Raw genomic sequence first — 16158 nt, 5'->3', positions numbered from 1 at the left:
AAATTATGAAAAAAATAAAAGTATTGGCTTTGACAATTTGCTGCTTAATTGCTTCGGATAACTTACAGGCACAGGAATATTGGGATAAGATTAAGGCGAAAAAATCAACACTCGAAACAGACCAAGGATTCCTTAATCTGAATACAAAATCTTTTGAACTAAAATTGTTAAAATCATCTCAAACCGTAGCGGCTTTATCTCCTGTTAGCGATAAAACGTTTGATTTCACCCCGGGAGAAAGACTTTCTGTTCGCGACAAAGACGGTTTATATCAATTAGGAGATATTAATCTTCGTATAAAGGCAGCAGACGGAAGCTGGAAAAGTTACTCGACGGCTGCAAAACGTGCTTCGGTAACGGCTTTAAGTGCTTCGGGAAATGTTCTCGCAGCAGCGGATCTTTCGAATACATTCCCAACTGATATTCCTGTAACAATAAAACGTTTTTACGAACAGAAAGACGGGAATTTAATATTGCGCTTTGAAATTACCAACAAATCAGATAAGGCTCAGGAACTAGGAGCTTTGGGAGTTCCAATGGTTTTTAATAACATTTTGGAGGGAAAAACATTAGATCAAACTCACATCGATAATGTATTTTTTGATCCTTATATTGGTAAAGACGCCGGTTATCTGGAAGTGAAAAGATTAAGCGGTCACGGGCCGGTCTTGTTGTTGCTTCCCGAAGAAAATATGTCTTTTGAAGCCTACCGTCCATTATTGGATGATGAAACGCCCAGAAGCATTGTTTTTGAAGGCTTCCACGAATGGATGTCATTGAGCAAAGCCTATGCAGACCAGGAATGGAAAAGTGCCGATCAATGGAATACACCAACTTCATTAATCCTAAAAGCAGGAGAGTCTAAAAGTTTTTCTTTGAGATTTGTATTGGTTGATGAGATAGAAAATATTCAAAAATCTTTAATTCAGAACGAACGTCCGGTAGCGGTTGGCGTTCCGGGTTATGTTTTGCCTAAGGATGTTGATGGACAGCTTTTTATGAAATATAAAAGGGCAGTAAAATCTATTAAAATTGAACCAGAAGGAGCTTTAGTTGTAGAAGAAAAATCAAAAAATAAAAATGGCTATTTTCAATACACAGTTCACGGCAAAAAATGGGGAAGAGCAAGATTAACTGTGGTTTATGAAGATGGATTAGAACAATCAATCAATTATAAAGTCATAAAATCGGAAACAAGTGTGATTAATGATTTTGGACATTTCCTGACAACAGCCCAATGGTTTGATGAAAAAAATGATCCTTTTCATAGAAATCCTTCGGTAATCTCTTATGATTATGAAACCAAAAAGCAAGTAAGTCAGGATAGTCGTGTCTGGATCGCTGGTTTAAGTGACGAAGGCGGGGCAGGTGGCTGGCTGGGTGCTATGATGAAAGAATTAATAGCTCCAAATAAAGAAGAAATTCAAAAACTGGAACAGTTTGTCGATAAAACATTATGGGGCGGCATTCAGTATAATACAGCTGATACGTTAAAGTACGGTGTTAAAAAAAGTGTTTTTTATTACGAGCCAAAGTTAATGCCTGAAGGTACATACAGTAAAGATATAAATTATAAAACTTGGGCTGCATGGGATAAAAAAGGTTCTGACGATCCTGGAAGATCTTTTAATTATCCGCACGTTGCAGCTGCGCACTGGACGATGTATCGCTTGGCAAGATACCATGATGGTCTGGTTACCAATCATGCGTGGGACTGGTATCTGAAAAATGCTTATGAAACTACTATTGCTATGACCATATTGGCACCTTATTATGCACAGTTCGGACAAATGGAAGGAACAGTATTTTTATTGATTTTGAAAGATTTAAAAGCGGAAGGATATACTGAAATGGCCAATAATCTGGAGTCCAAAATGAAAGAAAGAGCAGATCATTGGAGAACACTGAATTATCCGTTCGGAAGTGAAATGCCCTGGGATTCTACAGGTCAGGAAGAAGTGTATACGTGGTCAGTTTATTTTGGATATAACGACAAAGCAAAAGTTACTATGGATGCTATTTTGGCTTACATGCCAACAATGCCACACTGGGCGTACAATGGAAACGCCCGTAGATATTGGGACTTTTTATATGGAGGAAAATTATCAAGAGTAGAGCGTCAGATACATCATTATGGTTCGGCTATAAATGCGATTCCGGTATTAGAGCAGTTCAGAAAAACACCTGATAATTTTCATCTCTTAAAAGTTGGATACGGAGGTTTATTGGGCGGAATTTCAAATATTACCGAAGATGGTTTCGGCCCTGCTGCTTTCCACTCTTATCCTGAAACCTTGCAAATTGATTATTTATCAGGAGATTATGGATCCGGTTTCTTTGGTTATGCAGTTAATACGGCTACTTTTATTACCAATGAAAAAGAATACGGCTGGCTGGCTTTTGGAGGGAATCTAAAAGAAAAAGAGAACGAGGTTGAAGTTGAAATTACAACAGCAGCCAAATCTAAAATATTCATTGCACCAAAAAAACTTTGGCTTACTTTAGATGCTGGAACTTTTAGAAAAGTAAATTATAATACTAAAACTGGTGTTATCAGCATTACTTTAAATCCTAAAACAGTGCACACGCCAGATGCGTATTTAAGAATTGATCAGGAGATGAAACTACCTTACGAAAAAGTAAGGGGCGCTTACAAGATAGCGTTAAAAAGCAAAGCTATTCAAATTAAACTGTAATATTCAATGCTGAAAAACAAACTATTTTACAGCCTAATTATCTTTGCATTTGCAGGAACCATTTTTGCACAAAAAGATGTTGATGTAAATGCTCCCGGAGTAAAAAATCCAATTTTACCGGGTTGGTTTGCCGATCCTACAATCAAAAAGTTTGGAGACATTTATTATATCTATGCAACAACAGATAATGAAATGCTGGCATCTGGAGTTCCAACAGTCTGGTACAGCAAAGACTTTAAAAACTGGTATAATTATATCATGGAAATCCCATCCTTTTCTGCCCAGTCAATTACAAACTTTTGGGCTCCTGATATTGTAGAAGGTGAGGACGGAAAGTATTATTTGTATTTTGGAAATTGCGAAATTGGCTGTAATATTTATGGTTATGTTTCAGATTCTCCTGTTGGTCCCTGGGAAAAATTAAGCAAAAAAGATGTTCCGGTAATTTCAAACGGTTATCCGAGAGAAAATTTCCCTTCACTCGACGCTCAGTTTTTTAAAGATACAGATGGTAAAATCTATAGTTATTGGGGTACTTGGGTGCATTATAATGGAGGTTATGCAGTGGGCGAATTAGATAAAGATTCGATGAACAAAATGAAAAACTCAACCAATATTCCACTTGAGCAAACTCCGGCACCTTTTGAAGCAGCTTACATGATGAAAAAAGGATCAAAATACATTTTAATGTATTCTGGTGCATCCTGCCATGATGAAACTTACAATGTTCGCTATTCCTATTCTGATTCACCATATGGACCTTTTAAACCAGGAAAAAACAATCCAATTTTGAGTACCAATAATGATCAAACGGTACATGGTCCGGGGCATCATTCTGTTTTAAAAGAAAAGGATGATTATTATATTGTCTATCATAAACACGATTACCCAATGACAAGAGGAGGACTTGCCAGACAGGTTTGTATTGATAAAATGATTTTTGAAAACGATTCAACAATAAGAACAATTGTTCCATCAATAAAAGGAATTACAGATTTGGTGAAATCAGAAGTTCCAGCTGATATAGCTTTCAAGGCAAAAACAACAGCTTCGTCTTTTTATCATCTAAAATCGACTCAATATGATTATGAATACAAGCCTTCTTATGCGACAGATGATAATAATGCCACAATGTGGAAAGCTTCTGATAATACAACGCCACAACATTTAATTATCGATTTAGGTTCAGAGAAGAAAATAAAAAGAATAATGACCCAATTTGAGTTTGCGAGTTATTATTACCAGTATACATTAGAATATTCTGTTAATGGAACCAAGTGGAATCTATATGCTGACAGATCTAAAAATCGGACAGCTGGAAGTCCAATGATTGATGATAGTGAGGTTAGGGCACGTTATGTAAAACTGACCATTTCGGCCTCAGAAAAAACCGGATTATATGCAGCAGTTTGGAATATTAAGGTCTATGATTCCTTATTTGATATTCCGTTGCCATTGAAAAATAAAGAATCTAAAACGTTTCCTGCTGTAAAAAGCACTAAGAAATTATTGGTAGATTTTGATGCAGCCACAATTCAAAGTAATTCAACAATAAGTACTGTTTTTAATAAAGGATTTATTGGAGGGATTTTTACTAAAAATGGCGACGTTTCTTTGGAAAAAGTAGACGGAATAAAAGCTTTTCATTTTAAAAATGGTGCCTTTGTACTAGATAATCCAGTACCTGAAAGTCTTGCATGGAATGGCTCTTACACCCTAGCAACATGGGTTAAAAACCCAGAAATAGCAAAAGAAGGAGAAATTTTAGCCTCTTGGTGCGATAGGACTAGGTTTGGTCTTGCAAATTCATATAACGCCCTAGCTTACAACAGTGGACCTTATGGCGCAGGAGTACATTTAGACGGGCATTTTGACATGAAATTTAACAAACTTCCTGAGGCAGATAAATGGCATTATCTGGTTTTAACTTTTGATGGTGTTGTCGAGAAAATTTATGTAGACGGAGTTTTGGATAATTCGCAAAATATGCTTTTGTCTTCGGCCATCGATAAAGCTAAACTTATAATTGGTGCTTCAGATATTGGAGAGAATTTCTCGGGATTTATCGCTTCATTACGTATGTATGATTATGCTTTAAATCAGGATGAAGTAGTAAAACTGATGAACCAGACAAAACCTAAAAAAGAATAAAATAAGATTGATTAATTTAGCGGGTTAACGTAAAATTAGAAAAAAATGACAATAGGTGTAAGCGGTTCAAGTGCTGCAATTGAATTAGAAAAAATAGAAAACAGAACACTCGATGTTCAACCTATTCAATTAGAAGAATATCAGGAACGTATCAAAAAGGCGGTAAACCTAATGAAACAACTTTCTGTTAAAGCAATGTATCTTAACGCGGGAACCAATCTGTATTATTTTACAGGAACACTTTGGAGTGCTTCTGAACGAATGGTCGGAGCGATACTTTTTGAAGATGGTTCTTTAGAATATATAGTTCCAAAATTTGAGGAAGGGACTTTTAACAAATATTTGAAAGTTCAGTCCAATATTAATTGCTGGGAGGAGCATGAATCTCCCTATGTTTTAGTTGGAAAATTATTGAATAAAAAGAATTTGACTAACGGAACTATTGCTATAGATGAATCGGCAGCTTATTTTTTAGTTGACGGAATTTCAAAGACCAATAATGTTTATGATTTTGTAACGGCACAAAACATTACATCATCATGCCGAATGCAAAAGTCTAAAAATGAAATTGCCATTATTCAAAAAGCAAAAGATATTACGATGGAGGTTCAACGAGCCGCTGCCAGAATCTTAAGGCTCGGAATCAGCGTAAGCGAAGTGACAGATTTTGTAAATAAAGCACATATAAAAGCAGGAATAACTTCAGGGTCTTACTTCTGTATTATTTTGTTCGGTGATGATACTCAATATCCTCATGGAGTAGCAGTTCCCCAGCTTTTAAAAGAAAATCAGGCTGTAATTGTTGATACAGGCTGCAGGTTAGAAGGCTATCTTTCTGATATTACAAGATCTTATGCTTTTGGAACTCCTTCAGAAGAATATAAAACGATTTGGAATCTAGAAAAAAAGGTACAGCAAACTGCTTTTGAAGCTGCAAAAATTGGTACTGAATGCGGTTTTGTAGATGATGCTGCCCGTAAAACATTGGACAAAGCCGGATTAAGCCCTGATTATGATTTACCCGGATTGCCACACAGAGTAGGGCATGGCACCGGACTTGATATTCATGAATACCCGTATTTAGTCCGCGGAAGTGAAATAAAGCTACTCGAAGGAATGGTGGTCAGTAACGAACCGATGATCTGCGTACCGGGTAAATTCGGAATTAGACATGAAGATCATTTTTACATGACCGAAAAGGGACCAAAATGGTTTACAACTCCAATGCATAGTGTTGACAATCCGTTTGGGTATTAATTTTATTATCTAAAATAAATGATGAAACGTTTATTACTTTTAATTCTGAGTATTGTGTACTGCATAGGCCACGCACAAGAAAACCCTTTGATTTGTGTTGAAACTAAAAGTGCTGCTTTGGTTTTTAAAGTAGGTAAAAACAAAAAAGTGTATCAAACATATTTTGGTTCAAAGCTGAATAATAATCAGGAGTATGAATTTATTTCAAAAGAAAACACAAAAAAGTTTGCCATAAATGATGGAAATCCTCTAATTGATTTACGGCATTTAGCATATCCGACTTTTGGAACTGATAATTTGTTTGGACCCGCTATTCGAATGACGCATAATGATGGAAATCCTTCTTTAGAATTAGAATATCAAAATCATACAACAGATAAAATTGATTCAAATACAGCAGAAACCATTATTAAGTTAAAAGATCCTCAGTATCCTGTTTATGTTTCGCTTCATTATAAAACATTTGCTAAAGAAAATGTAATTGAGTCCTGGACAGAAATTCAGCATCATGAAAAAAAGGCGCTGACACTTTATAACTATGCATCATCGGCATTGCATCTCGATGCTAATAGATATTGGCTGACCCAATTTTACAGTGATGTTGTCGAAGAAATGCGAATGGAAGAAAGTCAGCTTACAAGAGGCTCAAAAGTTATCGATTCAAAACTGGGAGTCAGAACGAATATGTTTGCCTCGCCAAGTTTTTTTCTTTCATTAAATTCAAAATCAACAGAAAAAACGGGAGAAGTTATTGCAGGTTCGATAGCATGGTCAGGAAATTTTAAGTATACTTTTGAGATTGATAATAATAACGAATTGCGAATCATTTCTGGGATAAATGAATTTGCTTCAGAATACAATCTAAAACCGCAGGAAGTATTTAAAACACCAGTCTTTATTTATACATTTTCTAATAATGGAAAGGGGCAAGCCAGTAGAAATTTACACGCCTGGGCTAGAAAATATGGATTGAAAGACGGAGAAAAGCCACGCTTGACATTATTAAATAATTGGGAAACTACTTTTTTTGATTTTGACCAGGCTAAATTAGCAAACATGTTTGTAGATGCCAAAATATTGGGCGTTGATATGTTTTTACTCGATGACGGCTGGTTTGGGAATAAATATCCGAGAAGTGGTTCTGTTTCTGGTTTGGGAGATTGGGAAGCCACAAAATCAAAATTGCCGGATGGAATTGGTTTTCTGATGGAAAAGGCAAAAGAAACCAATGTCAAATTTGGTATTTGGATTGAACCCGAAATGATTAATGAAAAAAGCGAACTGTATGAAAAACATTCGGATTGGGTTTTAAGTTTGCCCAATCGTGAAAAAAGTATCTACAGGACACAGTTGGTTCTGGATTTATGCAATCCAAAAGTGCAGGATTTTGTCTTTAAGGTAGTTGATGATATTATGCAGACCAAATCGGGGGTTGCTTTTTTTAAATGGGACTGCAACCGAATGATGACAAGCGCTTATTCTAATTATTTAAAAAACCAGCAATCGCATTTATTTATTGACTATACCAAAGGATTGTATAAAGTTTTGGATCGAATAAAAAATAAATATCCAAATCTTCCAATGATGCTTTGTGCGGGCGGAGGTGGAAGGGTCGATTACGGACTACTGAACTATTTTACTGAATTTTGGGCAAGCGACAATACGGATCCTTTCGACCGCGTATTTATTCAATGGGGATATTCAAATTTTTATCCTGCATTGGCAACTTGCAACCACGTAACCTCAATGGGAGCCCAATCTGTTAAATTTAAAACTGATGTCGCTATGATGGGTAAATTGGGTTTTGATATAAATGTTGGAGACTTAAAGGAAAACGAATTAAAATTTTGTCAGGAAGCGGTAGCAAATTATAAACGACTAAGCCCTGTAATTTGGGAGGGTGATGCGTATCGACTGGTGTCACCTTATGAAGACAGCAGAGCAGTTATAATGTATGTAAATGAGGACAAAACACAATCGGTGTTTTTTTCATATACTTTGCATCCGCTTGCAGATCCTAATTATAGTTTAGTAAGGCTAGAAGGACTAGATTCTTCAAAGAAATATATTGTAAAAGAGATTAATATAATGCCTCAAAGTAAAAATACATTTGAAGAATCTGCAGCTATTTACTCTGGTGATTTCCTGATGAAAATTGGACTGAAAGTTTCTTCTTCCAAACCAGAAAATAGTGTTATTTTGGAAATCACTGATATTGAATTGAAGAATTAATTCTCAGGAATCTTTCGTTTTTTTAGCTTTAAAGTATTATTTTTTTTGTTAAGTTCTTGTTTAGTAGATAGATATGTGAATATTAATTAGGTAAAATAGTATTAAATATGGTTAATATTGTATTACAAAACTTATAATTTAATATTACATTTGCAGAGAACATAAGTTCTTAACCTACAAAATTAGTTAACATGAAAAAACTTTTCTTTCTAGTTACCCTTTTTCTGTGCAGTTATTTTGCAATAGCCCAGAAAACCCTATTTACTCCAACAGAATGGAGCGACCCCAATAATGAGTTTTACAATAAAGTATCAAACTCAAGAAAATATGAATCGACCAATTTTGTTCTCTATTGGGGAGATAAAGTAGGTACCAATCCTGCTACTTATTCTAATACTGCATTAAGGTTTACCCCAAAATCTGTGGCAGATACGCTTGAAACCAGTTTTAAACGTTTTATAACCGATTTGCATTTTGTCAATAATGCCCCAACGACAAACTTAGGCAAGTACAAAATCATTATCATGATGATGAATACCTGGAATTCTACAGATCCGCGATTAGAGGCATTTGCACAGGCAAGTTCATTTAGTAATACTATTGGTGCTATGTTTGTACATCCGGAAGCCACCAGAGATGGAGGGGCATTATCGCATGAATTTGCGCATACGCTGCAAATGATGATGCGTATTCAGGAAAATCCGGGCAACGGAACTGCATTTGCAGGATATGACTGGGGCGGTCCATTTTTTGAAGGACATGCCAATTTTATGAGAGCTCAGGCCTATCCCCAATGGGCAGAGATTGATGGTACTTTAACCAGGTGGATACAGACCAAACATTTTATGTGGTCATCGAATAGACATCACTACACAAACTTTCACTTGATGTATTATGTTCAGGAAAAGGAAGGATTTGATTTTACAAGAAGAATGTGGGCAGAATCTATCAATGAAGAACACCCGCTTCAGACAATTAAGCGCCTAAAAGGCTTTACACAGGACCAACTCGATGATTATCTCTGGGGATATGCCCAAAGACAGCCTGCATTCGACTATCCTATTCAATGGAATTCACAAATAAATGCAACCAGTAATTTTGGAAAGACAATTAGAAACGTGTACAATAGTATAAAGACCAATATGCCACGTTATACCAGCAGACAATATACGCTTCTTACTAAAGTTACAGGGACCACAGATCAATTTTATACTAATAATGACTGGGCTCCACAGGATTATGGTATGAATGTTATTCCTCTATACCCAACTTGCAGTGGAACCCAAAAGAAAGTCACCATTAAATTCAAAGGGCATACAGAGGTTAATACTACCCAGGCCGGATGGAGATATGGTTTTGTTACCACAAAGACAGATGGGACAATATCTCGTTATAGTCCAATGTACAAAACAGATGGTGAAGCTTCTTTTACACTTAATACGTCTACAGAAGCAAATATTTTTCTTGTAGTTTTTGCAGCACCTAAAGTTCATGTCAATTACAATATGGATGTAGGTTATCCTAAACAAAGAAGATATCCTTATGAGCTTAAAATTGCAAATGCAACTCCCGAAGGATTTCAGCCTTCTGCTAATTTTAGAAGTTTTCTTAAAACAAATGGGCACATACACACTAACGGGGGAGGATGGGTGTCCAATAATGCGAATGTTGCATCGACAGTTTATGTTGGTCCTTATGCAGTGGTCAGAGCCGGTACTGTTTCAGGAAATGCCCGTATAGAAGATTATGCTATGGTAGATGGAGGAACAATAAATGGAAATGCTATTGTAAGAGGAAATGCCTGTGTTTACAATGCAACTATATCAAATAGTGCAATAGTAGAAGGAAACGCCTGGATGGAAGGAGGATCAGTTTCAAATACAGCTAATATTAAAGGAAATGCAATGCTTTTTGCCGGAAATTTTGGAAGTTCAGTTGTAGTTGGCGGAGATGCAGAGATTGGCAGCTGCTCAACTTCGGGTGTTTATCTGCAATTTCCTTACTGGAGAAATGGCAGAACAGATTGTGATGGTAAAGGTGCCAGTGATACTTCTAACGTTGACATCAATGCTTCATTCACCAATTTTTCGGCAGCGACGATGGCATTTAGCACAACTCCAAATTGTACAGTTACTACAGTTACCGCTAAAAAAGCAACTCAGGATGAAGATCCTTCTTCTGATGTGAGTTTAAATATTTATCCAAATCCAACAGGAGATAATCTTATTATTTCTTTTATGCAAACAGAGCATGAAAAAGTTACTGTTTCATTATTTGATATCAATGGACGTAAATTAGACGTAATCACAGATAAAATATATGATATTGGTAGAATTGATCTTTCTTATAATTGTAGTCATTTAATTTCAGGCGTTTACTTGCTAAGTATTCAAACCGGAAATTCGATTATAAACAAGTCAATTATTAAAAACTAACAAGAATAGTATACTCTGTTAATTTTAACTTATTTGTTATCTTGTAAATTAAGGCATCTTATCAGTAGATGCCTTTTTTGTTTTTTATTTAAGTTTTATTATTACAAGTTCTTAGTTATTTTAAGTTTTTACAATTAGCATTTATGTAATGGCATTTGAATAATAGAAAATACAGGAAAGCATGTCCCTTAAAATTCCACTTTAAAAATTGTATTTTATTTAAAAAAAATAATTAAAATAAGAAAAAACCTATTATTTATTAAATTTTTAAAAAATGTAAAATTTATGTTATCAGTAGTTTAAGAAAAAAAATGAAAAATATTGAAAAAAAACCGGTAATAATTATTGGATATCTCAATAAAGTGCCTACTTTTGCACCCGCTTTGAGAGACAAACGATAGGCGAAAAGAATAAAAAATATTACGTTCGTAGACATATTGAATTGACAGCCGCTTTAACAGAGATGTTAAGGCAAAAGAATAAGAGTAATAGAATCGGAAGATTCGATAAGAACCGATAGATACTGATTCGAATAACAATACGATTTGATGTAAATTAAATCAACAATATACGATGAAGAGTTTGATCCTGGCTCAGGATGAACGCTAGCGGCAGGCTTAACACATGCAAGTCGAGGGGTATTTATCTTCGGATAGAGAGACCGGCGCACGGGTGCGTAACGCGTATGCAATCTACCTTTTACAGAGGGATAGCCCAGAGAAATTTGGATTAATACCTCATAGTATAATGAGTTGGCATCAACACATTATTAAAGTCACAACGGTAAAAGATGAGCATGCGTCCCATTAGCTAGTTGGTAAGGTAACGGCTTACCAAGGCTACGATGGGTAGGGGTCCTGAGAGGGAGATCCCCCACACTGGTACTGAGACACGGACCAGACTCCTACGGGAGGCAGCAGTGAGGAATATTGGACAATGGGCGCAAGCCTGATCCAGCCATGCCGCGTGCAGGATGACGGTCCTATGGATTGTAAACTGCTTTTGTACGAGAAGAAACACTCCTATGTATAGGAGCTTGACGGTATCGTAAGAATAAGGATCGGCTAACTCCGTGCCAGCAGCCGCGGTAATACGGAGGATCCAAGCGTTATCCGGAATCATTGGGTTTAAAGGGTCCGTAGGCGGTTTAGTAAGTCAGTGGTGAAAGCCCATCGCTCAACGGTGGAACGGCCATTGATACTGCTGAACTTGAATTATTAGGAAGTAACTAGAATATGTAGTGTAGCGGTGAAATGCTTAGAGATTACATGGAATACCAATTGCGAAGGCAGGTTACTACTAATTGATTGACGCTGATGGACGAAAGCGTGGGTAGCGAACAGGATTAGATACCCTGGTAGTCCACGCCGTAAACGATGGATACTAGCTGTTGGGGGCAACTTCAGTGGCTAAGCGAAAGTGATAAGTATCCCACCTGGGGAGTACGTTCGCAAGAATGAAACTCAAAGGAATTGACGGGGGCCCGCACAAGCGGTGGAGCATGTGGTTTAATTCGATGATACGCGAGGAACCTTACCAAGGCTTAAATGTAGATTGACCGGTTTGGAAACAGACTTTTCGCAAGACAATTTACAAGGTGCTGCATGGTTGTCGTCAGCTCGTGCCGTGAGGTGTCAGGTTAAGTCCTATAACGAGCGCAACCCCTGTTGTTAGTTGCCAGCGAGTCATGTCGGGAACTCTAACAAGACTGCCAGTGCAAACTGTGAGGAAGGTGGGGATGACGTCAAATCATCACGGCCCTTACGCCTTGGGCTACACACGTGCTACAATGGCCGGTACAGAGAGCAGCCACTTCGTGAGGAGGAGCGAATCTATAAAGCCGGTCACAGTTCGGATCGGAGTCTGCAACTCGACTCCGTGAAGCTGGAATCGCTAGTAATCGGATATCAGCCATGATCCGGTGAATACGTTCCCGGGCCTTGTACACACCGCCCGTCAAGCCATGGAAGCTGGGGTGCCTGAAGTCGGTGACCGCAAGGAGCTGCCTAGGGTAAAACTGGTAACTAGGGCTAAGTCGTAACAAGGTAGCCGTACCGGAAGGTGCGGCTGGAACACCTCCTTTCTAGAGCCTTAGTGTTAGCATTTGTGCACGCTGAGGAAAAAAGATGAAGATCTTTAAAGTTCTGAATTGAAAGATTGTATTACTCTTGCTGTTAATTTAAAAAAAAATGAAAATTAAGTAAAACAGAGTCTCGTAGCTCAGCTGGTTAGAGTACTACACTGATAATGTAGGGGTCGGCAGTTCGAGTCTGCCCGGGACTACTTTTTAAAATCAAATTGACAATTATTAATTGACAATTGATAATTAAAAAGACTGATTAGCTTAATTAAAAGGAAATTTTAGAGGTTGAGTAACCGTTTTAAGTACTGTTAACTGAAAACTGTTAACTGACAACTAAAAAATGGGGGATTAGCTCAGCTGGCTAGAGCGCCTGCCTTGCACGCAGGAGGTCAACGGTTCGACTCCGTTATTCTCCACGAAATAATTGACAATTATCAATTGATAATTATTAATTGTTAAAGTTCATTGACATATTGAGATAAGAAATAATAAAAAGTAGAAAGCGTTTTTTGTTATAGTAGAGATACAAACAACAAGAAACAAAAAAAAACGGTCATATTAATTTATGATTGGTACAATAAGCAAAATAAGGGCGTATGGGGGATGCCTAGGCTCTCAGAGGCGATGAAGGGCGTGATAAGCTGCGAAAAGCTACGGGGATCGGCACACACGAATTGATCCGTAGATACCCGAATGGGGCAACCCACTATGTTGAAGACATAGTACACCGATAGGTGGGCAAACCCGCTGAACTGAAACATCTAAGTAGGCGGAGGAGAAGAAAACAAAAGTGATTCCGTAAGTAGTGGCGAGCGAACGCGGATTAGCCCAAACCAATGTTGTTACGGCAATGTTGGGGTTGTAGGACCACGACATTTCTTGCATAAAGAATTAGAATCTACTGGAAAGTAGGACCAAAGAGGGTGATAGTCCCGTATAAGTAATGAATGTAAAGGATAGTGGTATCCTGAGTAGGGCGGGGCACGTGAAACCCTGTCTGAATTTGGCGGGACCATCCGCTAAGGCTAAATACTCCTGAGAGACCGATAGTGAACCAGTACCGTGAGGGAAAGGTGAAAAGAACCGTGAATAACGGAGTGAAATAGATCCTGAAACCATACGCTTACAAGCGGTCGGAGCCCTTTCGTGGGGTGACGGCGTGCCTTTTGCATAATGAGCCTACGAGTTAACGTTGCTGGCAAGGATAAGTGATTAAGTCATGGATCCGTAGCGAAAGCGAGTCTGAATAGGGCGCTTTAGTCAGTAGTGTTAGACGCGAAACCGTGTGATCTACCCATGGGCAGGATGAAGCGCTGGTAACACAGTGTGGAGGTCCGAACCGGTTGACGTTGAAAAGTCTTCGGATGACCTGTGGGTAGGGGTGAAAGGCCAATCAAACTCGGAAATAGCTCGTACTCCCGAAATGCATTTAGGTGCAGCGTTATTTTAGTTATATAGAGGTAGAGCTACTGATTGGATGCGGGGCTTCACCGCCTACCAATTCCTGACAAACTCCGAATGCTGTATAATGATTGATAACAGTGAGGGCTTGGGTGCTAAGGTCCAAGTCCGAGAGGGAAAGAACCCAGACCATCAGCTAAGGTCCCCAAATATATGTTAAGTTGAAAGAACGAGGTTTGTCTGCCCAGACAGCTAGGATGTTGGCTTGGAAGCAGCCATTCATTTAAAGAGTGCGTAACAGCTCACTAGTCGAGCGGACGAGCATGGATAATAATCGGGCATAAACATATTACCGAAGCTATGGATTTACAAGCAATTGTAAGTGGTAGGGGAGCATTCTAACAGGGTTGAAGGTGTGTCGTAAGGCATGCTGGACTGGTTAGAAAAGAAAATGTAGGCATAAGTAACGATAATGCGGGCGAGAAACCCGCACACCGAAAGACTAAGGTTTCCACAGCTATGCTAATCAGCTGTGGGTTAGTCGGGACCTAAGGCGAACCCGAAAGGGACAGTCGATGGCCAACGGGTTAATATTCCCGTACTACTGATTACTGTGATGGGGTGACGGAGTGATGAAAGCGCCGCGAACTGACGGAATAGTTCGTTGAAGTACCTACCTATAAGCTGCGCAGGCAAATCCACGCGGCTTGGGGAAATACGATAGTACTCGGAGTCTTCGGACAAAGAGATAGTGCGCCTAAGGGCTTCCAAGAAAAACCTCTAAACTTCAGGTAATTAGTACCGTACCGTAAACCGACACAGGTAGTCGAGGAGAGAATCCTAAGGTGCTCGAGAGATTCATGGCTAAGGAATTAGGCAAAATAGACCCGTAACTTCGGGAGAAGGGTCGCCCCGAGTAATCGGGCCGCAGTGAAGAGGTCCAGGCGACTGTTTATCAAAAACACAGGGCTCTGCAAAATCGTAAGATGAAGTATAGGGCCTGACACCTGCCCGGTGCTGGAAGGTTAAGAGGAGATGTTATCTTCGGAGAAGCATTGAATTGAAGCCCCAGTAAACGGCGGCCGTAACTATAACGGTCCTAAGGTAGCGAAATTCCTTGTCGGGTAAGTTCCGACCTGCACGAATGGTGTAACGATCTGGACACTGTCTCAGCCATGAGCTCGGTGAAATTGTAGTAACGGTGAAGATGCCGTTTACCCGCAGTGGGACGAAAAGACCCTGTGCACCTTTACTATAGCTTAGTATTGACCTTGGATAAATGATGTGTAGGATAGGTTGGAGACTGTGAAGTGGCGTCGCTAGGCGTTGTGGAGTCATTGTTGAAATACAACCCTTTGTTTATCTGAGGCCTAACCCGCGTTGCGGGGGACATTGCTTGGTGGGTAGTTTGACTGGGGTGGTCGCCTCCAAAAGAGTAACGGAGGCTTCTAAAGTTCCCTCAGTACGCTTGGTAACCGTGCGTAGAGTGCAATGGCATAAGGGAGCTTGACTGAGAGACATACAGGTCGATCAGGTACGAAAGTAGAGCATAGTGATCCGGTGGTTCCGCATGGAAGGCCATCGCTCAAAGGATAAAAGGTACGCCGGGATAACAGGCTGATCTCCCCCAAGAGCTCATATCGACGGGGGTTTGGCACCTCGATGTCGGCTCGTCACATCCTGGGGCTGGAGAAGGTCCCAAGGGTTGGGCTGTTCGCCCATTAAAGTGGCACGCGAGCTGGGTTCAGAACGTCGTGAGACAGTTCGGTCTCTATCTACTGTGGGCGTTAGAAATTTGAGTGGATCTGATTCTAGTACGAGAGGACCGAATTGGACTAACCTCTAGTGTATCTGTTGTCCCGCCAGGGGCACCGCAGAGTAGCTACGTTGGGAAGGGATAAGC

The 16158-nt window shown here is 39.1% G+C and carries 5 protein-coding genes, 2 tRNA genes and 2 rRNA genes; all 9 read left to right on the top strand.

The window, feature by feature from the left end; genetic code table 11:
- Nucleotides 1-5: 5 nt before the first annotated feature.
- Nucleotides 6-2696 (top strand): DUF5695 domain-containing protein, encoded by a 2691-nt coding sequence (locus tag BXU10_RS19975; RefSeq protein ID WP_078229275.1) that lies wholly within the window; start codon nt 6-8, stop codon nt 2694-2696.
- A gap of 6 nt (nt 2697-2702) precedes the next feature.
- The gene (locus tag BXU10_RS19970) at nt 2703-4847 is read left to right on the top strand and encodes a family 43 glycosylhydrolase (protein WP_078229274.1); all 2145 of its coding nucleotides are present in this window, start codon (nt 2703-2705) and stop codon (nt 4845-4847) included.
- 45 nt (nt 4848-4892) lie between these two features.
- Nucleotides 4893-6104, top strand: a complete 1212-nt coding sequence (locus BXU10_RS19965; RefSeq protein ID WP_078229273.1) for a Xaa-Pro peptidase family protein — start codon at nt 4893-4895, stop codon at nt 6102-6104.
- Nucleotides 6105-6122: 18 nt separating this feature from the next.
- On the top strand, nt 6123-8336 hold the full coding sequence (locus BXU10_RS19960) for an alpha-galactosidase (protein ID WP_078229272.1): 2214 nt from the start codon (nt 6123-6125) through the stop codon (nt 8334-8336).
- A gap of 191 nt (nt 8337-8527) precedes the next feature.
- Nucleotides 8528-10771 carry a DUF6055 domain-containing protein gene (locus tag BXU10_RS19955; protein WP_078229271.1) on the top strand — a complete coding sequence of 748 codons (2244 nt, stop codon included), beginning with the start codon at nt 8528-8530 and terminating at the stop codon, nt 10769-10771.
- A 570-nt stretch (nt 10772-11341) separates the two neighbouring features.
- A 16S ribosomal RNA gene (locus BXU10_RS19950) occupies nt 11342-12854 on the top strand.
- 126 nt (nt 12855-12980) lie between these two features.
- Nucleotides 12981-13054: transfer RNA gene (locus tag BXU10_RS19945), tRNA-Ile, on the top strand.
- 142 nt (nt 13055-13196) lie between these two features.
- Nucleotides 13197-13270, top strand: a tRNA-Ala gene (locus BXU10_RS19940).
- A 159-nt stretch (nt 13271-13429) separates the two neighbouring features.
- Nucleotides 13430-16158, top strand: a 23S ribosomal RNA gene (locus BXU10_RS19935); the annotation flags it as partial.

It is taken from the genome of Flavobacterium sp. LM4 (genome assembly GCF_002017935.1).
GTDB lineage: Bacteria > Bacteroidota > Bacteroidia > Flavobacteriales > Flavobacteriaceae > Flavobacterium > Flavobacterium chungangense.
The sequence above is the reverse complement of the archived record's forward strand: the minus strand, read 5'-3'. Positions and strand labels throughout refer to the sequence as shown.